The organism is Bacillus sp. SH5-2, assembly GCF_008368905.1.
Lineage (GTDB): Bacteria > Bacillota > Bacilli > Bacillales > Bacillaceae_G > Bacillus_A > Bacillus_A luti.
Map to the genome: position 1 here is coordinate 118,079 of NZ_QOSD01000002.1, position 23,758 is coordinate 141,836.

The window sequence follows — 23,758 nt, forward strand, 5'->3', positions numbered from 1 at the left end:
TACAAATACCCCTTTTTTTAATTCTTATTTCTTTCGTAACTTAAGCTCTAAAAGTATTCCTATCCCCACACCAATTGTATAAGCAATTAAATCACTCCACAAAAATCCGTAACCTAATACGAGCCCACCTAAAGTCGTTGTACGAATACTATCAATCCATGGTGCATGGTACAATTGGCTCATTTCAATCCCGTAGCAAAATAGTAAACTAATAACAGCTAACTTCTTCGTTTCTATTTTAGGAAACAAAAATCCGAATCCAATGAAAATCATTAACGCCCATAACGCATCACCTAAGTAATCATTTAATAAATCCGGTAACACGAAAGCAAACTTTCTTGAACTAAGGCCTAAAATAATAACAATGATAGTAAACATAGCATATCGTAATCTATTTCTTTTCGTATTCATTTCAAAATCTCCTGATAAATTTTTTAAAACTGCAAATAGCTAGTAAAATATAATCATTTTACTAGCTATTTATAATCAAGTTCACTTTGCATTTCATCCATTAACTCTTGCTGCTTTTTCTTTGAAAATGAGTGCAGTACTAAATCATACGACCAATCTATCATCTTATTAATTTGATCTTGTCCTACATCCTTATGTATGTACACTGTATTCCAATGCTTTTTATTCATATGATACCCTGGAATAATTGTTTCAGGATAATCCTCTCTGATTCTTAATGCGAGTTCTGGATCACATTTTAATGTAATCGCAGCTCTTTCACCTTCTTCATGGTTCAATATCGCAAATATTTTATTGTTTAACCTCATACACGTTGCGCTCCAGCCATCTGGAGAATCTTCTGTCGCTTTTCTTTTCGATAAACAATATGCCCTTGTTGCATTCATTCTAATTGGCACCTCTTATTCTTTCACGATTTGATTACGGTGCATCACAATTTGCTTCGTCGCTTGAAATTGCTGTTCACCATAAAACTGCATTAGCTTCTCTCCGCAAAATAGACTAACAATATGAATATGAGATATTTCCTCGAGTAACATTGTAAGCATCTTCTCTCCAATACCTTTATTTCTTACACTCTCATGTACGACAACATCTTCTATGTATGCTCGAAAAATACCATCAGAAACGACTCTAGCAAATCCAATTAATTCGTTTTCTTTCCATACTCCAATTGCTATACTATTCTTTAACATTTTTTCAATATCTATTTCTTTTCTTTCTGGCCACCAACCGACAGAATCATAAAGTGTTTTTATTTTTTCTGGACAGATCAGTTGTTCGTGTTGCACTTTATAAGTGTACATTTTAATACTCCCGTCATCTAGTCTACATAATATTATTATAATCTCTTTTCGAAAAAGTGCTGACTATGTCCTTTCGGGTGATCTTCAACAACACCATATTCTCTGTAGCCATGCTTTTTGTAAAACTCTGGCGCTTGGAAACTAAATGAATCTAATAATATTAATCTACACCCTTTTTCCTTCGCAATTTCTTCGATTTTATGTAGCAATTGACTGCCATATCCATCATGGCGAACTGATTCATCAACCCATAAAAAATCGATATGAAGATGATAAAAATACATCGTTCCTGTTACACCACCAAAAATTTTTCCTTCTTCATCTTTCACTACAAAACTTACTTGTTCCATCTGTTGTTTTACTTCCTCTGTTAAGATGGACATGTTATATTGAATTACTTTATTTTTTATGTATTCTCCTTCATTGCGAGTACCACTCTCTATATGTTTCATCTATACCATCCTTTCAGCTTAGTAAGCTACATTTAATTTTTATTTCTTCGCTTTAAAATACTTATAAAAACAAATCCTCCGTATGTAATAAAGCATGTAAAGCCAATTATCCCGGGTATAGAGACATAGCCTGTTCTTACGTAACTTACAACTGCAAAACAAGCGATTGACAATAAAATAGATGGCCAAAATATAAGAGCAGTTTTTCTCCGTCCTTGTTTCGATGTATTTTCTTTCTCTTCAGAAACACGTGTGCCAAAAAGCAATACAATACAAATAAGGATCGCTGCAAAGTAAATTGTATCTAATGACAAATTGTGATCATATAGTGCGATTCCAACTTCAAGAGCAATAATTGTTACAATTAAAATGATAATTGTTGAAGTTTTTAAGTTTCTCTTCAATTGTTCACCTCTAGCATGTTTTCAATATATTCTTTGTATATGCGCTTCAAAGCTGCTGCAAACTCTTCATCTACCTCTTTATTTTCACGTCGATTAGGTAAATCTTTCCCCCCAATGACATAAAGAAACGGGAATTCGTTAAACATTCCTATTATACCAATATTTATTGTAGCTGTGGACAATCCACCTGTCATATGAGCTAAATGATATGAAGGTATTCCATCATATTCACCTTGTTGTCTTACCATCCCGTTTACAATTGGTTCCCATAATTCTGGTTCTGTTTTATACCCTTGAAAAATATGAACTAAAAGCGAAAGAACTTGATTTAACTCTCCGATATTTTTCTCGTCTCTAGGGTTTTCCTGGATATAAATCTTCGAAAAGTATGTTAAAACATATTCTCTGACAGTATTCCATCCTCCGCAGTGCATTACAATTGACTGCGCAACATAACTGTCATGACAAGCTATCATTACTTCAACCGCTTTACTAAGTGTTAATGTAGTTCTTCCTTGTAAATGTGGATATAGCTGTGCACTATCTTCACCTGGATTAAACGTAATGTGATGAAGTATATCATTCCAAGAAACTTTTTTCTCCCTCACCATCTTTGCTAGTGCAAATCCAATTGCCACTTTAGCTGCTGATGCTAATGGAATATATAGTTCATCATTATATGAAGCAATTACACGTTCATTTTTTGTAGAATAAATAGCTACTCCTACATGACCAGATTGTATCTCTTTTATTTTTTGAATGACAGTTTCCATTTCCATTCCTCTTTTCACATCGTAATATCACCTTCTAATAATTCAATATAGAATATAAAATTCCTTTTCTGGAAAATTATTTTTGCTATTACAATACGAAAAAGGTAGCACGGATTATTCCTTGCTACCCAAAAATAAATTTTCCCGAAAAACTTCTATTCTTCTATAGGATTTACAGGTCCATTAAGCTCCAATTGATAAAAGGCTAAATCTAGCCATTTATCAAATTTATAACCTGCTTTTTTTATTGTCCCTGCATGAACAAATCCATAGTTTTGATGCAAAGCAATACTTTTCTCGTTTTCCGCATCAATTCCAGCAATTAAGGTCATATATCCTCTTTCTTTTGCAATTTCGATTAATGTTTTCATTAAAGACGTCCCAATCCCATTTTTTCTATAATACTTATCAACATACACCGAATGCTCAATTGAATATTTATAAGCAGGCCAAGCTCTAAATGGTCCAAATGTCGCAAATCCTACTACTTTATTATCTAATTCGTATACGAAAATGGGATAACCGTCAGCCTTTTTTTGTTCATACCAATCTCTTCTATTTTCAAGGGTTACAGGTTTATATGCATACACAGCTGTTGTATAAAGTATCGCATCATTATAAATATCTAAAATAAAGGCTAAATCTTGTATCGTTGCTTCCCTTATCATTGTTTTCTTCCTTTCATAATCATTATCTTCTAAATGGTTTCATCTTATCGGAATTTCTGATTCATTTTCACATACGAATACTTGCTTTTCGGAAACCATCAAATATATTTATTACAGCAGATAACGTGTAAATGAAAATGCCACCGCCAATTAACCACGTTTTAAATCCCTCTGGGGAAGTAGTAAATGCATTTGCCAAATACGTAATGAATCCTTCGTTTAATAAATGTGGATTTACTACAATTACAATGAATATGATTGTTCCGACTACTTGAAGAATAGCATTTCCAATTGCCAACCTTTTCGTCCATTGTCCCTGTACTAACTTATAAAGTGATATAGCTACTTCAAAAACGATCATAACCAAAATTAGGGGCCAGTATTGAAGCAAAACATCTTGATTAAACGTTGGCGCGACAAACTTCAATCCGTTTTCTGTACCATGATATACGCCTACAAGATGATTCGCATAAAAGTAAAGTGTAGCCCATATTGCTGTCCACATTAAACCTCCAAAAACTTCAAACTTTGAAATCACCTTTTTCTTCGGGATATACGAAACTTTTTTCAAGTCATCTGGTGTCCATTTTTTTAAGCTTGTTGTTAATGGGTGTGGATCCTTTTCTTTATCAGTTCTTTCTAAAATAGCAAATACAAGTGTTAACCAGAAAAATACATGGAGACCCACTTCAAAAATTTCCCCAATACCTTTACCTATCAATTGTAAAATAACATTTAATACCGCTTGATCACCATTATAGCCTATAAAATTTTCTGCAACCATTGAAATGAGCGCAATAACAGCTGCAATTGGTATAATCATTTTTAATAGCGTCGTATATACATCAAAATAACGTGGTCCAATTAAATGCATTGGTCTATCCAAGTACCCATTAGCCAATGAAACTGGACTTCCCAATTTTTCGAGTACGCTCTTCACATCTTCCTCATTATAATCGTCTGGTAACATATCCTCTATTGTTGACCGTAGTTCAAGTGTAATATCTTCACGATTTTGTTCAGGCAATCTCTTCGCAACTTCATGGACATACATATCAATCAAACTCATTTTCGTCCTCCTCCTTTAATAAGTTATAAAGTTCTTTCGAATCCTTTACCCACTGCTTTTTCAATTGTAAAAATATCTCTAATCCATATTCACTTAAAACATAATACTTACGAGGTCTACTCTCTGTTTTATCCCAACTACTCGTCACTAACTCCTGCTTTTCTAATCGGCGAAGTAGTGGATATAAAGTACTTTGATCAATTATAATCCCCGATTGCTCCAATAATTGGACAAGTGAATATCCGTACTGCGGCGTTCTTAATTGACTTAAAACCGCTAAAGTTAATGTCCCTCTTCTTAGCTCAGTAATTAATGAATGTAATAAAGCATCCATTTATTCACCTCATTTTCATTACTATATGTCATACAGTATATGTTTTATACTATGTATCGTACAGTATTATTGTGACAAAAACAATGATTATTTACAAAAAAATACATAATAAAAAGCACAATTCATATAGTTTGTGCTTTTCTATCTAACTTAAATACCTATAACACTCTTAACTTTGTACCCCTGGTAATATAAACTCACCTTTTTCTTTAAAAAATGGGATAACCTCTACAATCGCCTCAACATTGATTACTCCGTATACATGCGGGTACTCTTGACCGTTTGAAGCAAGTTCATATTTTATTTCTGCTTTCACTAAGGATGGATCAATTGTCAGTAATAATACATCTTCTTCATGAATGAAATATTTTTCTGCAACGTTTAAAGCTTGTTCTAAAGATGAACAGTGTATAAACCCCTCTTCTTTTAGTGAAACTTCATTAATCTCTCCATTTATCTTTGCGATTTCCCAATTTCTCTTTGTTATTACTTTTGTAATCATTATCATTTCCCCTATATATTTATAAAATAAGAAGCTTTCCTATTCATTACTAGAAAAGCCTCTTGAATTTTTATTTCTTAATTAACGGAGATGCTTCCCCACTATGGAAAATCCATAAATCATGAAGTGATCTCGTACATCCGACATACAATAACTTCGCATCATGTTTCGTATTTTTATAATGTTCTTCATCAACATCAATGAGTAGGACAGCGTCAAATTCTAACCCTTTCGCTAAATAGACAGGTACTACAGAAATACCACCTTCATATTTACTTTGATCGGCTTCAATTACGTTCACTTTTAATCCTGCATTCGTTAATTTCTCATACATTTCACGGCATTCATCATCTGTTCTACCTATTACCGCAATTGTTTTCACATCTTCATTTTGCAGCTGTTGCAACGTTTTTACAATTTCAGTGAATTGATCTTCTGTACCAATTACTTTCACATCTTCACCACTACGAAAAACTGGCGTTGCAAGCCCTACAGGAATTTCTGCATTTTTAATTATTTCATTTGCAAATTCAATAATTTCTTTTGTAGAACGGTAACTTCTTGTTAATTCAAAGTAACCTGTTTCTTGAAATACGTCCTTAAAAGCACTCCAGTCTTCAATTCCTTGATAATCATAAATCGCTTGCGATAAATCACCTAATATAGTGAAAGAATTACCTAGTGTAATTTCTTTTAATACATACACTTGGAAAGGCGAGAAATCTTGCGCTTCATCAATCACGACATGATGAAACTTTTGTCCGATTTCAATTCCTGTAGTGCGGTGATGTATGTAAATTAAAGCAGGCAAATCTTCTACATACACTTCTTTTTTACGACAACTCTTTTCTGTTTCTTGAACAAGTTCTTCAGGTAGTACGTCGAGTATTTCTTTGCTTTTCAACATTGAACTGTATAGTGAAAGCGGGCTCATTTTTGGCCAAAAATTCATATAGGTATTCAATCTCTTTGTTGCTTCTTTTTTTAGTAACTTTTTCTCGTTTGTTTCTCCATACTTTTTAAGTTCAATTTCAATCCAGCGTTTCATACGGCCAACTAAACGTTCTCTTCTTTTCTTTAATGGATAATGTTTATATTCCACTTGCATCCATTTTTTAACGTCCTCTACTGGAATAACAGCTTTATCCCATGCTTCAAAGTCTTTTGTTGGCACTAAATCATTTTCAAATTGAATCATTCTTTCTTCTATAAACGTCTTAAATTCCAGCGTGCCTTTTAATTTACCAAGCATTACCTTTCTTTCATCACGATTAATTGAAAAAGCTTCTTTCAATTTTTCTTCTGTCTGCTTTAGTTTCACCGAACCCTCTAACGTACGTAACGCCCAATCTGGAAACGTTGTTTGACTAATATTTCCTACTCCTAATTCAGGAAGTACGCTAGAAATGTAGTCTAAAAACAAACTATTTGGAGCAAATACAATCATTCTCTCCGCTTCCAATTGTTCACGATATTCATAAATTAAAAAAGCAAGGCGATGTAAAGCGATTGTTGTCTTTCCGCTCCCTGCAACCCCTTGAATTAATAATGGTAAGTTTCTTTCCGCACGAATAATATCATTTTGTTCCGACTGTATAGTCGAAACGATATCTTTCAATTTATTATCTTTATTCTCACCTAATCGATATAGAAGAAAATCATCGGCATGCGATACATCTTCATTTCCTTTAACATATGTATCCACAACACGTTCAAGCTCTCTTTTTCGAATAGAAATGTTTCGTTTTAAATAAACATCGCCTTCTACCAATCCGTCTGGTGACTGATAAAATGCTAATTCATCTCCACCGGTAAATGAATAAAACATACTTGCGACAGGTGCTCGCCAATCAATAACCATCGGTTTCATCGTATCTTTATCTGAAACACCTACTTTACCGATGTAAATCGGCATAACTTCTTCTTTTCCATCCTCCTGGAAGTCTAATCTTCCAAAGTACGGCTCTTGCACACCGATACGTAAGTTTTGTCTATTAGACTCCCTCATACTTTCAAGAATTTGCTCTTTAAAATCTTCTCCATAATAAACCGGGATTTTTTCAAGCTGTTCTAGTTGCTCATCCATCGTACATAAAATATCTTTCATTTTCTGTAATTCTTCTTCAAATATGTTACTCATTTGATGATTCCCTCCTGTCCGTTCTAATTTTTCAGTCGAAATATAATTGTATTAAAAATCCAATTATAAAGTCAAGAATTAATTTTATTTTTTCTGAAAAAACTTACTTTTCTCCTTTCTAATATTGAAATTCAAATGAGATTTTTACATTATAAGAATATATAACATCTAAATCATACAACTACACATATAATAAAGTGATTCACACAAAAGCTGCTATTTTCTATTGATTTAAAGAACTTTATGCTTTCTAACTAAGTTCCCCCTCACATACTCTCTAGCTTCTTTTCTAGTTGTCTATTATTTCATTTATAAAATAACCGAAATCACAAAAGTCAAAAATAAAAGTAAAGGAGTCTATTCAAAGTGACTGCTACCAAAAGAAACCCCCTTAAGTTACATTTACTTATTTTTCTGTTCATTGTATTGGCAAGTGGCTGGATTGGCGTAATTCTAGATTCTCTCCTAACGGATCAGCCTGAAGGAAACTCTTTAGGCATGGGACTGTGGCTAATATTACCTTTCCTCTCATGTATTTTACTAAGAGTTATTAGCCGAGATTGGAATGGTTTTGGTATCAGACTAAATTTGAAGGGAAACTTTAAATGGTATTTCGTCGCACTACTAATTTACCCGTTCGTTACAGTAATAACGATAAGTTTAGCACTTATTTTTGGATTAGCTAACATAACTAGTTTTGAAATATCCTCGTTATTGTCACTCATATTCATGTCTACTATTGGTAATTTTATTAAGAATATTTTTGAAGAGTTTTCCTGGCGCGGTTATTTAACTCCAAAGTTGATTGAACTAAAGTTAAACGATTGGTTTATTTATATTATTTCTGGTTTAGTTTGGGCTCTTTGGCATACCGCTTATTATTTAGTCTTTTTACCAAATGAATATTTTGAATCTATTTCAAGGTTAAATATGCTTGTATCAGGCTGTATACTTATGGTTTCTTGGTCTATTATGTATGTTGAAATATATAGACTTACAAAGTCAGTATGGCCATGTGTTATCATGCATGCAATTGAAGATGCCATTCCTACTGTTTTAGTTACAATAACAGGGATCATTACACTTACTAACAGCAGTGATTTTTGGTTAAACCCTATTAGCGGAGTCGTTGCTACTATTATATTTCTTGGAATTGGGATCGTACTAAGATTCATAAGAATTAAAAAAGAACGACAATTAAATACAGACAGTCGATATGATTAAACATTCATTTAAAGAAGCTTGCTCTTTATATATTCTCTCTTTAAAGTCATACGCTCCTCCTGGGAAAATCCCAACTATACTGAAACGAGCTTCTGCACATAAATTACTAATCTCATCTATAGTATAGCAACGTAAAGATTGTGTCACAATATCATTTGAAGAATCCGTTTCCCACCAATGGTCTAGCATTCTAGCATTTCCACTATCATATTCATATTTTCGCATTGCAGAGCCAATCGGCATTTCTTGTCCATTTGCTTTTTCCCAATATAAAGGTTGATAAATATCAATAAGTGCACACCCATCATCTTTCAACCAATTATGGATGCGTTTTAATAAAAATAATTGTTCTTCATCTGTTCCTACACCAAATCCGTCTAAATAAGTAACGACATCAAACTTTTCTTCAAAGTTAATTTTATAAAAATCAGCGCAATGAATATCTATATCATTAGTAGAATGTTTTTTTGCAAATATAACTAACTCTGGTACAAACTCAACAGTAGTCATCTTTACATCTAACTTAGACATCGCCCTTGCAAAACCACCATTTCCTGCTCCTAGTTCTAACATCGACTGAAATGGATTTCCGATTTGTTCTTTAACTTCTTTAGCAACCTGCTCTAACCAGCTTTCTGTATTTATATCGTAATTCGAAAGTTCAAATTGTTTTTGGTAAAATTCCCTCGCATCTAATTCGTTCATTATTCTCCTCCTACAATAAGTTTTCCCGCTGTAGGTGACCGACTAAATTTCTTACACCTATGAAATAATATATTTTATTTTCCTATATTTACAATTCATCAAAATAATAAGAACTTTAAAAGTACTAAAATAAAAAGCAAATAATGGATGATTCCACTATCTGCTCTACGGCTGCTCTTATTGCCCTTTTTGATACTCTACCCAATCACCAGAAATGATAACTTTCTTCAGCATCTCTTTATCTTGAGCAACATACACAAATGCACGCATTTCTCTATCACCTAAATAAATTGTTTCGGTGATTCGGTCATATAAATCACTCTCTGCATTACCTGTGTATTCTTCAAGTTCATCTAATTTTTGCAGAACAGCCTCATTTACTTCATAAACTTCTCCGTATACTTTATCCTCATTTGAATAAATCATCGCCGGATAGCCTTCATTTGTATCAAATAATTTGCCATACGTCCATGCTATGTCAGCGATGCATGTTGCGCCTTGCATATAATGAACGTTCGTTTGCCCTCTTCTTAACGTGCCGTACACGAAAACACGATGCATATATCCCTATCCCCTTTATATGTCTCTACTTTCTTATTTGTAAATAGGCACGAATCATAAAGTAACTCACTTCACCTGGAAGTTGTTCTTTAATCGACTTCAAACCACCTTCTGCGTTTTGTACAGCAGTTTCAATTAGAGATTCATACTCTTTCGGAACGAAACTATTCCAATCTACTTCCATACCATCTTCAAAAGAGCGGATTAAGTGATTTTCAATCGTTTGTCTCGATAACCCACGTTCTTTCGCAATTTCATTTAAATCAATGCCTTGTTTATACATTTCATACGTTTCTAAATGGGAATTTGCTGAAGCTTTTCCTGACTTCTTACGCTCTGAAACAACTTCCGTCTTAATTGTTTCAACATAGTTTGGATTCTCCTCAATAAAGTGCTGAACTGCTTGTAAAAAGCGAGAACCGTACTTCACAAGTTTATGTTCTCCAATTCCTTTTACAGTTAGGAGTTCAGAGTCACTTTGCGGCATTTTCACGCACATATCTTTTAACGTTTGATCAGAGAAAATTACAAACGGCGGCACACCTTCTCCTTGCGCAATTTCTTTACGCACTTCACGAAGCACTTCAAATAATGGATGATCTTGGACAATTTGTCTTGTCTCTACTCGTTCTTTACGTAGCACATTCTCTTTACCAAGTAATACTTCTTTCCCTTTTTCTGTGACCTTTAACGTCGGATAAGTACCATGTTCAACTGCAATTAACTCGTCTGAAATTAAAAACTCAATAAACTCACTTACCTCTTTTACACTACGGTTTGATAAAAGACCATACGTTGGTAAAGTATGAAAATTAAATTCAATAACTTTCTTATTTTTTGATCCCGTTAAAACTTGTGCAATCATTTGCTTCCCGAATCTTTGGTTCGTTCTAATCATACAAGACAACACCATTTGTGATTCTCTTGTCACATCAATGCTCTCACGATCGTCCGTACAATTACCGCAGCGTCCACAATCTTCTTTCGGTTCTTCTCCAAAGTATTGCAAAATAAATGATTGTAAACACTGTTCGGTATGACAGTAATCAGTCATGTTTTGTAATTTTTCAAGTTCATTTGAAAAACGTGATTCTCCCGTTGATTGATCAATTAAAAAGCGCTGTACTTGCACATCTTGCGATGAATATAACAATATACATGCACTATCTAATCCGTCACGACCAGCACGTCCTGCTTCTTGATAGTAACTTTCCATATTTTTTGGTAGCTGATAATGAATAACGTAACGAATATTCGATTTATCAATCCCCATACCGAATGCAGATGTTGCTACCATTACACTGACTTCATCTCGTAAAAAGAGTTCTTGCTGCTCATTTCGATCATGGTCACTCATACCAGCGTGATATTTTGACACTGAAACTCCAGCTTTCATTAAATCTTCATACAACTGATCGACTACTTTTCTAGTAGCTGCATATATAATCCCAGATTCCTTCTGATTTTGGCGAATGTAATCCGCTAAATACGCATTACGATCCTGTCCTTTAATGACTGAAAACGATAAATTCTCACGCTCAAACGTTGTCATAATTGTATTTTCTTGATTAATTCCAAGCGTGTTACAAATATCCTCACGTACTTGTGGTGTCGCTGTTGCGGTTAATGCTAAAACAAGCGGTTTTTCCGGAAGGTAGTCTAATATGCGATGTATATGTAAATAACTTGGACGGAAATCATGACCCCACTGCGATATACAGTGCGCCTCATCAATTGCAATCATCGGGATTTTCATATCGATAAGTTGATCAACAAACTCCATTGAATCAAGTCGTTCAGGAGCAACATAAAGCAACTTGTAATGTCCTTGTTTTGCTAATTGAATTCGTTGATTTGCTTCTGTAATAGAAATTGAACTATTAATATACGTAGCGGAAATACCGTTTTGTACTAACGTATCTACTTGATCTTTCATAAGTGAAATTAAAGGGGATATTACTAACGTCGTTCCTTCAAATACTAATGCCGGAATTTGATAACAAATTGATTTCCCACCGCCCGTAGGCATAATACAAACTGTATCTTTCCCATCTAATACATTTTTAATTGTTTCATCTTGTCCTCTTCGGAATGACGAATAGCCGAAGTAAGTCGCTAAAAGTTCTTGTGCTTTTGTAAACAAAAAAGATTCACCTGCTTTTCTTTATCTTTCATCTATCCCTATTATATCATCACTTATGTGACTTGAAAGTAATGAATACATGCTTATTCCTTTTTGTATTAAATATTGATTAACATACATGTTTAGTTACATTCTACGTCTCCTAACAGCTACGACGCATATTCAATATACAAAAAGAAAGTATTCCAATTCAAATATTCATTTTCTTCCCCTTCCTTGAATACTACTAATCATATACGTATAAATTCAGGAGGTTACTATATGAAGCGTCGTAATATTAGTTTCATCAAACATAAAACAGAAACGAAAAAACTCCAATTCTCTAATAATGATGCGTGGAAATATGAATCATATTATAAATATCAGCCATTATTCTCTTATAGAAAGGTATGTAACTTTCTACTTCAATTTTTCAGACGGTAATACATGTGCAAAAAATATATAACTCATATAAATTTTCTCAATATAAAACTTATAGACCTACTCCAATACAGTTGTTAACATATAGAATAATCTGTTGAATAAACCCCTTAAGTTGACCTGCTTACATTAGCAGGTCTTTTTAATAATTACATATTTCAGTACACCTTAGTCTCGCATATAAACCTTTTCTACATTTTATAACTATAACCCACTCACAACAAATGATAATAACCGAAAAAATTTAAAATATAAATACTTTACGTCTAACTATGTAATTCATTTTTTCTCAATACACAAAACTATTTTTACTTGTTACTATAAAGGTACTCTAGATGAGTTTTTACTCATCAACATTATCTAGTGAAATGGGGCTGCCGCGGGAAGCAGCTCCTTTTCACTTTATTAAAGCTTTACATCATTCATTTGGACAGATTTACCAGGTTTTTTCAAAAAAAATTTATGGTACTATTACGTAGTCGAGTCCGACATCTCGACAATACCCTTTAGAGGCTCTGCAATTTCCCTTGCAGAGCCTCCTTTACTTCATATTCAATTAATTTATATATATATCACAAGTCCACTTTTTAACCTTCCACTTATGTAATTCTTGAAAATAATCTAGGACACGTAACTAAAAAATAAATTTCATCATACTTTGAGATATACATGTTCAAAGGAGTGTTACTACTTATGTATACTTATTGGCAACCGTATTACTCCCCCTATCATAACCCTTATGTAAACTTTGATGCATCCGTACGTAATTATCGAATTAGTAAAAATGAGAGCTTTTTAAAAGGTTATATGCGTTCATTATGGGAACAACATGTCGCTTGGACGAGATTAGCGATTATAAGCATTGTTTTTAATTTACCAGATGTTAACGTTTCAGTTGGACGGCTTCTACAAAACGCAACGCACATGGGGCTATCCCTTGAACCTTTCTATGGTGAGGATGCAGTAAAAAAATATAGCGCATTAATTAAAGATCATTTAGTAATCGCCGCTGATCTTGTTAAAGCTGCAAAAGCTGGTGATCAAAATGCCGCTGCCGCGATAGAGAAAAAATGGTACGCTAACGGGGATGAGATTGTTGCGTTTCTTACTGGCATCAACCCATATATAGAAAAAGAGGAATTCAGAAAAATGTTCTATGAACATTTAGCACTAACGAAAGCAGAAGCACTTTCCTTCTTAAATAAAGATTATGAAGCAGGAGTAAAATTGTACGATAAAATTGAAAAAGAAGCATTAGAAATGGCCGACATGATAACAGAAGCAATCGTAAAACAATTTCCGCAAGTGTTTCAATAAAATGAAACCTTAAACAACGAGAAGTACTCACACCAATTTAGCTTTTACAAGCCATTAATTTCCCACCTGATTTTTCTGTTACAGCCAAGAATCTCACCTCTTGTGACTGAGGGATAAAAACAAGCCGATTCGGAAAAACAAATCGGCTTATTACGCTTTCTATTCATGATATTTTGCCTAGCCTCTTTACATTTAGCTTATATCGATATATTTTATTAATATCCGTTTTTTATAGGAGGACATAGTTTGATTAACGCCATTGGTCTCGTATTTATTCTCACAAATAAACACGAGAAAAAAAAGAAAGTTTATTTGAATGAAAAATTCGCATTAATAGACATTATTGACTCTAAGGAAGTATTTGATGATGAAGGCAACCCATTAGTAGAACTAACGTGTAAATACAGTATATATTTAGATGAAAAATATTATTGTAAATCCCTCGATGATTATACGGGACAAGTATTCCCCTTCTTAAGTGCAAAAATAGGAAAAGGCCTTCTTAGAAACTTAAATTATTACTTTTCTTACGTTGATGCATATGATAAAAAGCCTCCTGTGAAAGAGATAAGGCCACTTATGAAACAAGTAACTAACAGATAGCAGAAAATATTCAAAAAAGAAAGCATCCAGTATGGAATGCTTTCTTTTTTGAATCAAGAACCCGTTACCTTTTATCCTCTTCTAAATATATGTGTCCAGGCATACTTTAAATAAAAAACATTGGAGGATTAGACTAAATGAAATACTCAGAAACAATTGTAAGCAAACGGCTTCGTAAACTTAGAACAGCAAGTATATTTTTTATAATAATTTTAATCACCTGGATAGGATATACAAAATCCCTTTATACAAGTGGTTTTCTTCTCGAAAAGAAAAACTCCGCCGAAGTAATAAATACGAACGGTACTGGGGAAATCGAAAAAAATTTCAATGTAAATTTACAGGGGTTTCGTAAAACAAATCTCGATACCCTTATAGATACAAGTAAGACTGATCCAAGTAATCTATCATTAATTGAGCTAATTAATACGTCTTGTTCACGAGATTGCATAGGTGAACCATTAACATATGTGAAATCAAATAATGGTTATATCTTTTATCAAGAATCTAATGGATCTTATGTATCTATAAAAATTAAAAAGAAAGATTCATGGGAAATTGAAAACAAATCAGTTCTAGATGGAATATAAACTAGTACTCTTTTTTTATTACTAGTCTTCATGTTTACAGTGGCATTTCGGTTTCTCCTTGCAACTACACTTTTCACAATCGCATTTCGGTTTCTCCTTGCAGCTACACTTTTCACAATTACATTTCGGTTTCTCTTTGCAACTGCATGTATGACAATTCCTGCATTGACATCCTCCAAACATTAAACCATCCCAAAATGAACGTCCACAATGACAATGATTCCCCATGAATATACTTCCTCCTAAATAGAATTCATTATATTCTATGTTTGAAATAATAGAAGGGCTTGTGTACTTGTCTAGTATTAAGATTTAGAGGACATATATCATATTTAATGAGCACTAACATATTGGGGATTTTTCACAAAACAATTATTTGTAATTTATTATTCTAGACATAGGTAATATATTTTGTACATATAGGAGGTTACATTTCGAAGGGAATTCTATTTTACCTTCTATGCGAAGCTATTTTTTAGATGGAGTATGCTCTATGGTATAAACTTTGATTACTATATTTCTTTATACCACCATTTTTTACGTTCAAGATAATCTTTCATTGCATTCAATTGCGTGTCTGAAGTTGGATCAGAAATGAAATATGTTAATCCATCCGATTGTAAAATGAACTTAGCTGTCATCTTTAAAGAAGTTAATGCTCCCATAACATCAGGCACTTCATATGGTGAAAAGGCTCCAGATTGGATGATATTTTGTTTATTTGCTTGTACTTGCACAGGTTGTACTGGTTGTTGTACTGCTCCAGTAAACCACGATAGAGGTTTATTTCCTATGAGTGAATTGAGATCACATTTACCGATACCAGGAACATTCCCTGTTTCAGTGTACTGCCAAAGATCACACGGATACACCGGCTTATTCCCGCCATATCTCGGAATCCATACAAAGTCACATTTCACATTTGCCATGCCAAAAGGTTCATACATATGATGACCAACATATAAACCAACTTTCTTAGCACCTAGTCGGCGTAATTCGTCGATAAAAGCTTGTGTACCTGTTCGCATATCATCCATCGTTTTCACTTCAACATCTGCAGCCCAAACCGTAGCACTTTTATCCCCACGGTTCCAAAAATTTCGCGCTTCTACTTTCGCATCTTCTACTGAAACGAAACGGCAAAATGCATAGTTACCAAATGGAATATTTCTCGCTTTCATTGCTTGTACATAATTTTTATATAGAGGATCTACATAATTTGAACCATCTTGCACACGTGCAATCACGAAATCTAATTGTGGTGCTGCTACATCCCAGTTAATATCGCCATTCCATTTCGAAATATCTACAATGTAACCCATTATTCAACATCTCCTTTTTTTATTATCATATTCATAGCTTGTCTTTTTGCTCTTACCGTCTAAAATTTCAACTACATTCTTTTAACGGCTGTGCCAATCGGATTACAATGTGTCCTGCATTTTCTAAGATAAAAATAATTCAATTCTACGAAGTAGAAATGGAAGAGTCCACTTATCCTGTTTGCTCATCTTTTACAGAATTACTGGATAACTTACGTGATTTTAAAGACGAAGAATAAAATAAAAAAGAGGAATGCCTTGCAGTGGGGATAAACGTTCTTCTTTTTATTAGTAAATGTAGCCAACTATCAAATATCAGCATACTTTGGGCATAAACAACGCCTGATTTATACTCTCGTGTATTACTAGGTATAGATAAATAAACATTTGAAAAACTCAAAAAAACCATTGAAATACGACCGATCAAAAAGAATAAACTATAATTCCTTTCCTTCCTGCACTGCTTTCTTCAAACTCTGCAACATATATCCAATTCCTTTACAACCTTCTAACGGATATGTAATGATTTCTTCCGAATATAATTTCGTCACTACTTTTTTATGTTTCTTCCCAGCAAGCAAAACGATTTCGTCAAACTGAAGGAACTCTTTATCAACCATCTGTTGTTGTAATTGTTCAATACTAATAATTTCATTACTCTTTGAATCAAATGCGAGATCATAGTTTTCTTTCACAATGTCATTCGGTCTTAAAAATCCATGCTTCGCTGATAAGATAACCCAGTTCTCAAAAAACATAGTTGCGTATGCCTGGCATGCTTTTCCGAATGGACTAATATACACATCCTTTGCCTCATTCGGTCCGGAATCTGGATGCTTATCCCAAATTTTCTTTTTTCCACATGGGATTATGCATAGTCTCTTCATATTTATGTCTTACCTCTTTTCTTTCGTATATAAAGTTAAGTTTTTTGTACATTTTCTTCACAAAATACTATATAATAATCCCGAAAGAAAAAATACATTATTTACCACATTTTTCATTAGTTTCATTTACAATTAGTCTTTTAAAACATTTACTAAAAACATACTTATATAAATCAAATTAAAATTGCTTGCTTTTATCCAAATCTATTTAATGACACTATAATATACAAATATTATATATTAAAGCTTGGAGAGGAGGTGAACAGCAATGAAAAATATTATCCCTGCACTATTTGTTTATTTTATCGTTTGCGTTATTGTAATTACCCTACCAGCATCTGACGGCTACAATACTGTTAGTTGGAAATTATTTGTTGGGCAAGTATATGCAATTCCTATTTTCCTCGTTGTTGCTATTGTTACTTTTTATGTGAATAAGAATCGTTTAAAAGGATAGCAAATGCTGTCCTTTTTTATTCACTTATCATATCAAGTATTGCCCTGAACGTATTTTGTACTACTTCTTGCGAAAAATCAAACTTTTTAATGTTTCCAAGTCATAACATTTCCTGTTTTCATCCAAATTTAACAACTTTGAGAAATTTCGCAGACACAATTCCCTCTAATTAAAAACCTGGATTTCTCGCCATTTAAAAGAGAAAAGGACAAGTAGTCAATCTGACTACTTGTCCTTTCTGTTTATCTGTACTCAATAATATTAAGCTTGGAATGCTTCTGTTAATACAGGTACGATTTGTTTTTTACGAGATACAACACCTTTTAAAGTAGCTGTGTTGTTTTCTAGTGATACGTTGTAAGCTTTCTCAACAACGTTTGCTGCTTTACCGATCGCAAGACCTACAGAATCGTTAGTTAAGATGTCAGTTGCAACGAATAAGAATAGGTCTAAACCTTTTTCTTCTACTACTGCAGAGATAACTTTTTCAAGTTCCGCTTGGTGTACAAGAACGTCGTTTGTATCAACAGCGTTTACTTGTGCGATTTCAACTTTCGCGTTACCCATTTGGAATTCTTTAGCGTCAAGAGAGATTAATTGCTCCATTGTTTTTCCGCTTAAGTCAGCACCAGCTTTTAACATTTCTAAGCCGTAGCTATCTGCATCTACACCAGCGATTTCCGCTAATTCGCGAGCTGCTGCTACGTCTTGCTCTGTGCAAGTTGGAGATTTGAATAGTAAAGAATCTGAAATGATTGCAGATAACATTAAACCTGCAACTTCTTTACGAATTGTAACGCCATTTTCTTTGTACATTTTGTTTAAGATTGTAGCTGTACATCCAACTGGCTCACAACGGTAGTATATAGGATCGCTTGTTTCAAAGTTAGCAATACGGTGATGGTCAATAACTTCTAACACACGAACAGATTCGATATCGTTAGCACTTTGTTGACGCTCGTTATGGTCAACTAAAATAACGTTGTCCACTTCGCTTGCAACTGTTTCAACAAAACGCGGTCCTTCTACTTTAAAATAATCTAACGCAAATTGAGTTTCACCGCTGATTTCGCCTAAGCGTACAGGCTCAGCATTCATTCCTAATTCTTTTTTCAATTCTGCATAAGCAATTGCAGAACAAATTGCATCTGTATCTGGGTTTTTATGCCCGAAAACTAGTACTTTTTCCATGTTTTCCACCTCTTCATGAAAAGGATATCTTAAAGAAGCAAATATGACAATATTTAAAGCGTATTTTTTTATAAATAATTGCACTTTCTTCTATATTTTTCATAAAAAAGATCATCTAAAATGAAATAGATGATCGAAATGTATATTAATTTAAAATAGTGTAGGCACTTGCACTATATTTTCCATTCTTGATTAGTGTACCTTTAAAGCGCCCAAGTACAAAATTGACAAGAGGGGTCTTAATTATCAAATAACCCTCTCCCTCTCAAATTTGCGGAAACTGGCTCCTTTCCTATCTCACGTGCCCATATAGATAACTGACCGATATGGTGAATTTCGTGGACAATGACATGACGCATTATTTCTCCGTGTGTACATTCAATAACTCGGCGCCTAATTGCTGCGTCTCTAGAGCTAATCGGTGCGTCATTGAAATCAGTTTCTGAAAATTTCCGAGACTCCATTTCACTTGTCCAAGAAGTCACAAATGGCTTCACTTTCTCGTGGTATTGAGTTGAGAGTTTTTTCACTTTTTGCAAGCTAGAATACTCTTTAAACTCTGGCTCCTCGGGCACTGGTTCACCGCGCAAACCTAAAATCCACATATATTCCACATCTACAATATGAAATAGCGTATGTAAGATACTGCCAAACCCACCGACCCGTTTCTTTAATAGTTCTTCATCCGATATGTCTTCACAAAATGTAAACCAATCATCACGAACTTGCCAATTATATTGAAACAGTTTCAACATGACCGCAACCTCCATCTTTTAGATTAACATTTAATATTCACCAAAAGACTGCTAAACCCCTATTAAATAATAACTAAAAAACTGTTACAACCTTCTACAAACTGGCCCTTTAATTGAACATTCCAACCATAGTTAAAGGGTCAAAAAACTAAATACCTTTATAATATATAACTGTTGCATCTAACTCGCCGTTCGGAGAAATTGCATATTCCGGTATTTTTCCAACTTCTTGATAGTCTAATGATTTGTACAATCTATTAGAAGGATCTCCTTCTCTCGTATCTAGCACTAAAAGAGACCTGTTTTCTTGTTTTGCTCGTTCCTCTGCTTTTTTCATAAGCAAACGTCCAATACCGTTACGTCTAAAATTTGGATGAGTCATTAACTTACAAATTTCAGCTCTATGGCTACCATTTGGCTTTGTAACTAAATGTAATTGAACACTTCCTGCTACTTCATTGTTTATTTTAGCGACATATAATATCACTTCCGGCGCTAAGACAGTTTGCCAATACTTCGTCGCTTCTTCTCGCTCCATTGGCGGTAAAAATCCAATTGATGCTCCATCATCTACTACAGTTTTCAAAAGTTTAGTAAGCTCTTCAATATTGTTTTCTAATTTTTTAATTTCTTCAATTACTAAATTCCCCATTACTTTTCCCCCTTTTATTTTTATTTTAACAATTTTAAAGCAGGAATAATTAAATTTTAAGATGAAACTATTAAAATATGAATTTTCAGAGAAAGGATACCTATATGAAATATATATTAGATAGGACATACGCGAGAGAATTACTCGAGTGGGCATATGAACAAAATCCAGGTCCATGGTTCGAACATTCAATTAATGTTGCCCTTGCAACTGAAAAGATAGTTGTAGAACTTATTAATAATGGTTATGACCTAAATGCTGACATAGCATATAATGCTGCCCTCCTGCATGACATAGGAAGGTATAAAGGTTTTACCAGATCTGTTATACATTCCTATGATGGTTATATGTACATGAATGATTTAGGTTATACAGGAAACGCGATTATTTGTGTGACACATTCATTCCCTTGCAAAAATGAACATATAGATATCGCAGCGGAGTGGAGTCTTGTTCCTGATTATATAGAAAGCCGACTAATTGGAATATTAAATGAAAATAGTGACTACGACTTATACAATAAGGTCATTACCCTTTGTGACGCACTTGCTGATGCGGAAGGCTTTACTACTCTTGAAAAAAGATTGATTTCAGTTGGTTTACGTCACGGTACAACCTCTCATACATCCTTACATTGGAAAGGATTCTATACAATTAAGAAAGAATTAGAATCTTTAATTGGTAAGAGTATATACAGAGTTCTTCCTGACGTAGAAAAATCGATTTATAAAAATATAGAATATTAAATTACATACAACTTGAAAACGTTAGAGTTTGTATGTATGATTCTAAAAACTCATTTAAAAGTGGAGGGATTACTTATTAGTAAAATGGGATTTGACTTGATAAATCATAAAGATAACTCTGATTTTTGGTATGAAGATATAGTGAATATATCTAAGAGATGTAAATTTTCTAACTGTTCGCATACAAATGAACCACAATGTGCAATTAAAAAAGCTATTTCCGATGGAATTCTTACAGAAGATATTATGAATAGTTATTATAGAGATACGAATGAATTCGAATATGTATGTAAACAAAAAAACAAAACAAAGGCCATTGACTATATGAAACAATTGAAACTTTTTAGAAAATCTTAAAACTAAATAAATAGTTTCGATTTCTCATTCCCACTAGATTTAAAATTTTCACTTTAGTACATCACATACAAGGTAATTTTTATACTCAAATTTAATCTCACGTAAAAGAACGTTTTAAACATAAAGTTTAAAACGTTCTTTTCTATTCAATGCTTTTGATTTTTCAGTTCACTTAAACACTCTTGTACTAAAGTTACCGCTTGACTCATTGCAGCTCCGCCAGCAAATGCTGCTGATACCCCACACGCTTCCAGAATCTCTTTATCTGAACACCCTTGATCAAGACAACCTTTTGTATGATAAATGGTACAATATTCATCTTGCGTTGCTAGACTAATTCCTAATGCGATAAGTTGTTTTTCCCTTTTTGTTAAAGCGCCCTCTTGAAAACAAGCTTGCGTGAATGCATTATATGTTTCAGCAATTTCAGGAATTTGGTTTGTAAAACTACCGATTCCTTCTTTATAATGATGTAGAACGTCATTTACTGAACTATGATGTTGTTCGTGTTCCATCTTATTATTACCCCCATTCAAATTATCTGTACCTACTGTAGTATGTGATGAAAAGAAGGCAATATACCTAATAAATAGAATGAATATTCAGTTTATTTAAGCTACAATTTCAGACTATCATCCACTACCGCTTGTTCTTTAGAGTTTTTTCTTTCAACCTCTTTACTTCTTTCTTCCCAAAATGTTAGGCCTTCAATCCCCACATTTTTAGGATCAAACACAGGATCTTTCCCTTCTTTTTTCTGCGTTTCATAATCTTTTAACACTTTTAATGCGATTTTACTTAATAGTAGAATCGCGATTAAGTTTAACCATGCCATACTACCGATTCCTAAATCTCCAAGGTTCCATAATAGCGACGCTGATTCTACGCTACCGATGTAAACCATAATTAAAAATCCGATTTTTAAAACTGGTTTTAACCAGCTATATTTAAGCCCGCGATCTAAATAAGTAAGTGTCGTTTCAGCAATATAGTAATAAGCAAGCAAAGTTGTAAATGCAAAGAAGAAGATTGCAATTGAAATAAATATTGGACCAAATCCCGTCATAACAGTTTCAACTGCTTGTTGTGTATAAATTGGACCTGCTTCTACATTTCCTATATTTTGTACAATAGCCTTTTTTCCTTCAGGTATTACATTGTACATACCTGTAATTAAAATCATAAGCGCTGTCGCTGTACAAACGACGATTGTATCAATGTATACAGAAAATGCTTGAACTAATCCTTGTTTTGCAGGATGTGATACTTCCGCTGCAGCCGAGCTATACGTCGCTTCTCCAACACCTGCAACGTTTGAAAATACCGCACGTTTTACGCCCCAAGCAATAGCTGCACCAACGATGCCGCCAAACATTTCATTTACACCAAATGCACTCGAGAAAATTAAAGCAAACATATTTGGAATTTCTGTTACATTCGCAATTAATACGATACATGTCACAATTACATAACCAATTGCCATAAATGGAACTAGCATTTGCGAAACACCAGCAATCCTCTTTACGCCCCCAAATATAATCGCTGCTAATAGTATAACTAAGAATACCGCAGTTATATATTTGCTAATGCCATTAGAGTTTTCAAATCCAACAGCGATACTACTTGATTGAATACCTGGCAATAATACGCCATATGAAAGTGTTACAACCACCGCTACAATAACCGCAAACCATTTCATTTTCAAACCTTTTTCAATGAAATATGGTGTACCGCCGCGGTATTCATTCCCTACTTTACTCTTATATACTTGAGATAATGTTGATTCAACAAAGGCACTAGCTGCGCCTAAAAGAGCCATTATCCACATCCAAAATACAGCTCCAGGACCACCAAACGCGATAGCTGTCGCGACCCCTGCAATATTACCTATTCCAACCCTACCTGATAAGGCCAAACAAAATGCTTGGAAAGATGAAATTCCAGTCTCTGAGCTTTTCCCTTCAAAAAGTAGCTTAATCATCTCTTTAAAATAACGAATTTGCAAAAAACGTGTCGCAATTGTGAAATATACGCCTGCCCCTAATGCAAAAACAACTAAACCAATACTCCATACTTGCCCTACTAACCACTCTACTAACTGCTCCATCAAAGTCCCCCTCTTACTTATTTTGAAAAAGAATATTTATATATAGAAAGCGGACAACCTTTGACTTGCGTTCCAGTTGTCCGCTTCTCTTATTTATCCCGT

At 33.8% G+C, this 23,758-nt stretch carries 29 protein-coding genes and 1 pseudogene; 9 read left to right on the top strand and 21 right to left on the bottom strand.

Going from position 1 to position 23,758, the window contains the following annotated elements:
- Positions 1–24 precede the first annotated feature (24 nt).
- The 11 genes from DN410_RS02345 to DN410_RS02395 all read right to left on the bottom strand — a co-directional run bounded on the left by DN410_RS02345 (position 25) and on the right by DN410_RS02395 (position 7,619).
- A complete protein-coding gene (locus DN410_RS02345; protein WP_149175161.1) occupies positions 25–411 on the bottom strand; it encodes a ribosomal maturation YjgA family protein in 387 nt (128 codons plus the stop codon).
- Between the two features lie 65 nt (positions 412–476).
- Complete coding sequence (locus tag DN410_RS02350; RefSeq protein WP_149175162.1) at positions 477–857, bottom strand: MmcQ/YjbR family DNA-binding protein; 381 nt, start codon at positions 855–857, stop codon at positions 477–479.
- A 15-nt stretch (positions 858–872) separates the two neighbouring features.
- Positions 873–1,277: a GNAT family N-acetyltransferase gene (locus tag DN410_RS02355; protein WP_149175163.1), complete on the bottom strand. Its 405-nt coding sequence runs from the start codon at positions 1,275–1,277 to the stop codon at positions 873–875.
- 35 nt (positions 1,278–1,312) lie between these two features.
- Positions 1,313–1,729 carry a GNAT family N-acetyltransferase gene (locus tag DN410_RS02360; RefSeq protein WP_149175164.1) on the bottom strand — a complete coding sequence of 139 codons (417 nt, stop codon included), beginning with the start codon at positions 1,727–1,729 and terminating at the stop codon, positions 1,313–1,315.
- Positions 1,730–1,761: 32 nt separating this feature from the next.
- Positions 1,762–2,133, bottom strand: a complete 372-nt coding sequence (locus DN410_RS02365; RefSeq protein WP_149175165.1) for a hypothetical protein — start codon at positions 2,131–2,133, stop codon at positions 1,762–1,764.
- A complete protein-coding gene (locus tag DN410_RS02370) occupies positions 2,130–2,906 on the bottom strand; it encodes a serine hydrolase (RefSeq protein WP_149175166.1) in 777 nt (258 codons plus the stop codon). Before DN410_RS02370 ends, DN410_RS02365 begins: the two co-directional genes overlap by 4 nt.
- 155 nt (positions 2,907–3,061) lie before the next feature.
- Positions 3,062–3,574: a GNAT family N-acetyltransferase gene (locus DN410_RS02375; RefSeq protein ID WP_149175167.1), complete on the bottom strand. Its 513-nt coding sequence runs from the start codon at positions 3,572–3,574 to the stop codon at positions 3,062–3,064.
- 67 nt (positions 3,575–3,641) lie between these two features.
- Positions 3,642–4,643, bottom strand: a complete 1,002-nt coding sequence (locus tag DN410_RS02380) for an HAAS signaling domain-containing protein (protein ID WP_149175168.1) — start codon at positions 4,641–4,643, stop codon at positions 3,642–3,644.
- On the bottom strand, positions 4,630–4,977 hold the full coding sequence (locus DN410_RS02385) for a PadR family transcriptional regulator (protein ID WP_149175169.1): 348 nt from the start codon (positions 4,975–4,977) through the stop codon (positions 4,630–4,632). The genes DN410_RS02380 and DN410_RS02385 overlap by 14 nt, the downstream gene beginning before the upstream one ends.
- Before the next feature lie 169 nt (positions 4,978–5,146).
- Positions 5,147–5,479 (bottom strand): DUF952 domain-containing protein, encoded by a 333-nt coding sequence (locus DN410_RS02390; RefSeq protein ID WP_149175170.1) that lies wholly within the window; start codon positions 5,477–5,479, stop codon positions 5,147–5,149.
- A 70-nt stretch (positions 5,480–5,549) separates the two neighbouring features.
- Positions 5,550–7,619, bottom strand: a complete 2,070-nt coding sequence (locus DN410_RS02395) for a HelD family protein (RefSeq protein ID WP_149175171.1) — start codon at positions 7,617–7,619, stop codon at positions 5,550–5,552.
- Positions 7,620–7,985: 366 nt separating this feature from the next.
- Here DN410_RS02395 and DN410_RS02400 point away from each other — a divergent pair, with 366 nt between their 5' ends.
- Positions 7,986–8,843, top strand: a complete 858-nt coding sequence (locus DN410_RS02400) for a CPBP family glutamic-type intramembrane protease (protein ID WP_149175172.1) — start codon at positions 7,986–7,988, stop codon at positions 8,841–8,843.
- On the opposite strand, the gene DN410_RS02405 is transcribed toward DN410_RS02400, so the two are convergent.
- The 3 genes from DN410_RS02405 to recQ all read right to left on the bottom strand — a co-directional run bounded on the left by DN410_RS02405 (position 8,817) and on the right by recQ (position 12,252).
- Positions 8,817–9,548 (bottom strand): class I SAM-dependent methyltransferase, encoded by a 732-nt coding sequence (locus tag DN410_RS02405; protein WP_149175173.1) that lies wholly within the window; start codon positions 9,546–9,548, stop codon positions 8,817–8,819. The two genes, DN410_RS02400 and DN410_RS02405, sit on opposite strands and share 27 nt — an antisense overlap.
- 177 nt (positions 9,549–9,725) lie before the next feature.
- Positions 9,726–10,109, bottom strand: a complete 384-nt coding sequence (locus DN410_RS02410; protein WP_149175174.1) for a gamma-glutamylcyclotransferase family protein — start codon at positions 10,107–10,109, stop codon at positions 9,726–9,728.
- A gap of 25 nt (positions 10,110–10,134) precedes the next feature.
- Positions 10,135–12,252, bottom strand: coding sequence for a DNA helicase RecQ (gene recQ / locus DN410_RS02415; protein WP_149175175.1), 2,118 nt, complete (start codon positions 12,250–12,252; stop codon positions 10,135–10,137).
- A 261-nt stretch (positions 12,253–12,513) separates the two neighbouring features.
- Between recQ and DN410_RS27790 the strand changes: the two genes are divergently transcribed.
- The 4 genes from DN410_RS27790 to DN410_RS02430 all read left to right on the top strand — a co-directional run bounded on the left by DN410_RS27790 (position 12,514) and on the right by DN410_RS02430 (position 15,182).
- On the top strand, positions 12,514–12,675 hold the full coding sequence (locus DN410_RS27790) for a hypothetical protein (protein WP_000830198.1): 162 nt from the start codon (positions 12,514–12,516) through the stop codon (positions 12,673–12,675).
- Between the two features lie 690 nt (positions 12,676–13,365).
- Positions 13,366–13,989: an acetylglutamate kinase gene (locus DN410_RS02420; RefSeq protein WP_149175176.1), complete on the top strand. Its 624-nt coding sequence runs from the start codon at positions 13,366–13,368 to the stop codon at positions 13,987–13,989.
- A gap of 246 nt (positions 13,990–14,235) precedes the next feature.
- Positions 14,236–14,592, top strand: a complete 357-nt coding sequence (locus DN410_RS02425; RefSeq protein ID WP_000606231.1) for a hypothetical protein — start codon at positions 14,236–14,238, stop codon at positions 14,590–14,592.
- A gap of 137 nt (positions 14,593–14,729) precedes the next feature.
- Complete coding sequence (locus DN410_RS02430; protein ID WP_149175177.1) at positions 14,730–15,182, top strand: hypothetical protein; 453 nt, start codon at positions 14,730–14,732, stop codon at positions 15,180–15,182.
- Between the two features lie 512 nt (positions 15,183–15,694).
- Here the strand turns inward: DN410_RS02430 and DN410_RS02435 are convergent.
- Positions 15,695–16,504, bottom strand: coding sequence for a GH25 family lysozyme (locus DN410_RS02435; protein WP_149175178.1), 810 nt, complete (start codon positions 16,502–16,504; stop codon positions 15,695–15,697).
- A 149-nt stretch (positions 16,505–16,653) separates the two neighbouring features.
- Here DN410_RS02435 and DN410_RS28260 point away from each other — a divergent pair.
- Positions 16,654–16,743: pseudogene (locus DN410_RS28260) on the top strand (SMI1/KNR4 family protein); the annotation flags it as partial.
- Between the two features lie 198 nt (positions 16,744–16,941).
- Here the strand turns inward: DN410_RS28260 and DN410_RS02450 are convergent.
- Complete coding sequence (locus DN410_RS02450) at positions 16,942–17,391, bottom strand: DUF6884 domain-containing protein (RefSeq protein ID WP_149175179.1); 450 nt, start codon at positions 17,389–17,391, stop codon at positions 16,942–16,944.
- Positions 17,392–17,659: 268 nt separating this feature from the next.
- Between DN410_RS02450 and DN410_RS02455 the strand changes: the two genes are divergently transcribed.
- A complete protein-coding gene (locus tag DN410_RS02455) occupies positions 17,660–17,848 on the top strand; it encodes a DUF4017 family protein (RefSeq protein WP_149175180.1) in 189 nt (62 codons plus the stop codon).
- A 261-nt stretch (positions 17,849–18,109) separates the two neighbouring features.
- Here the strand turns inward: DN410_RS02455 and ppaC are convergent, their stop codons facing one another.
- The 3 genes from ppaC to DN410_RS02470 form a co-directional block, all read right to left on the bottom strand.
- On the bottom strand, positions 18,110–19,039 hold the full coding sequence (ppaC, locus tag DN410_RS02460; protein ID WP_149175181.1) for a manganese-dependent inorganic pyrophosphatase: 930 nt from the start codon (positions 19,037–19,039) through the stop codon (positions 18,110–18,112).
- A gap of 239 nt (positions 19,040–19,278) precedes the next feature.
- Positions 19,279–19,794, bottom strand: a complete 516-nt coding sequence (locus DN410_RS02465) for a DinB family protein (RefSeq protein WP_149175182.1) — start codon at positions 19,792–19,794, stop codon at positions 19,279–19,281.
- A gap of 148 nt (positions 19,795–19,942) precedes the next feature.
- Entirely contained in the window at positions 19,943–20,446 is a 504-nt protein-coding gene (locus DN410_RS02470) for a GNAT family N-acetyltransferase (RefSeq protein WP_149175183.1), read from the bottom strand.
- A 104-nt stretch (positions 20,447–20,550) separates the two neighbouring features.
- Here DN410_RS02470 and DN410_RS02475 point away from each other — a divergent pair, with 104 nt between their 5' ends.
- Together DN410_RS02475 and DN410_RS02480 are read left to right on the top strand one after the other, a co-directional pair.
- On the top strand, positions 20,551–21,192 hold the full coding sequence (locus tag DN410_RS02475) for an HD domain-containing protein (RefSeq protein ID WP_149175184.1): 642 nt from the start codon (positions 20,551–20,553) through the stop codon (positions 21,190–21,192).
- An 84-nt stretch (positions 21,193–21,276) separates the two neighbouring features.
- The gene (locus DN410_RS02480; protein WP_149175228.1) at positions 21,277–21,549 is read left to right on the top strand and encodes a P-loop NTPase family protein; all 273 of its coding nucleotides are present in this window, start codon (positions 21,277–21,279) and stop codon (positions 21,547–21,549) included.
- Between the two features lie 146 nt (positions 21,550–21,695).
- On the opposite strand, the gene DN410_RS02485 is transcribed toward DN410_RS02480, so the two are convergent.
- Complete coding sequence (locus DN410_RS02485) at positions 21,696–22,136, bottom strand: carboxymuconolactone decarboxylase (protein WP_179958561.1); 441 nt, start codon at positions 22,134–22,136, stop codon at positions 21,696–21,698.
- A gap of 29 nt (positions 22,137–22,165) precedes the next feature.
- Complete coding sequence (locus DN410_RS02490; RefSeq protein WP_149175186.1) at positions 22,166–23,656, bottom strand: alanine/glycine:cation symporter family protein; 1,491 nt, start codon at positions 23,654–23,656, stop codon at positions 22,166–22,168.
- Positions 23,657–23,758: the final 102 nt, after the last annotated feature.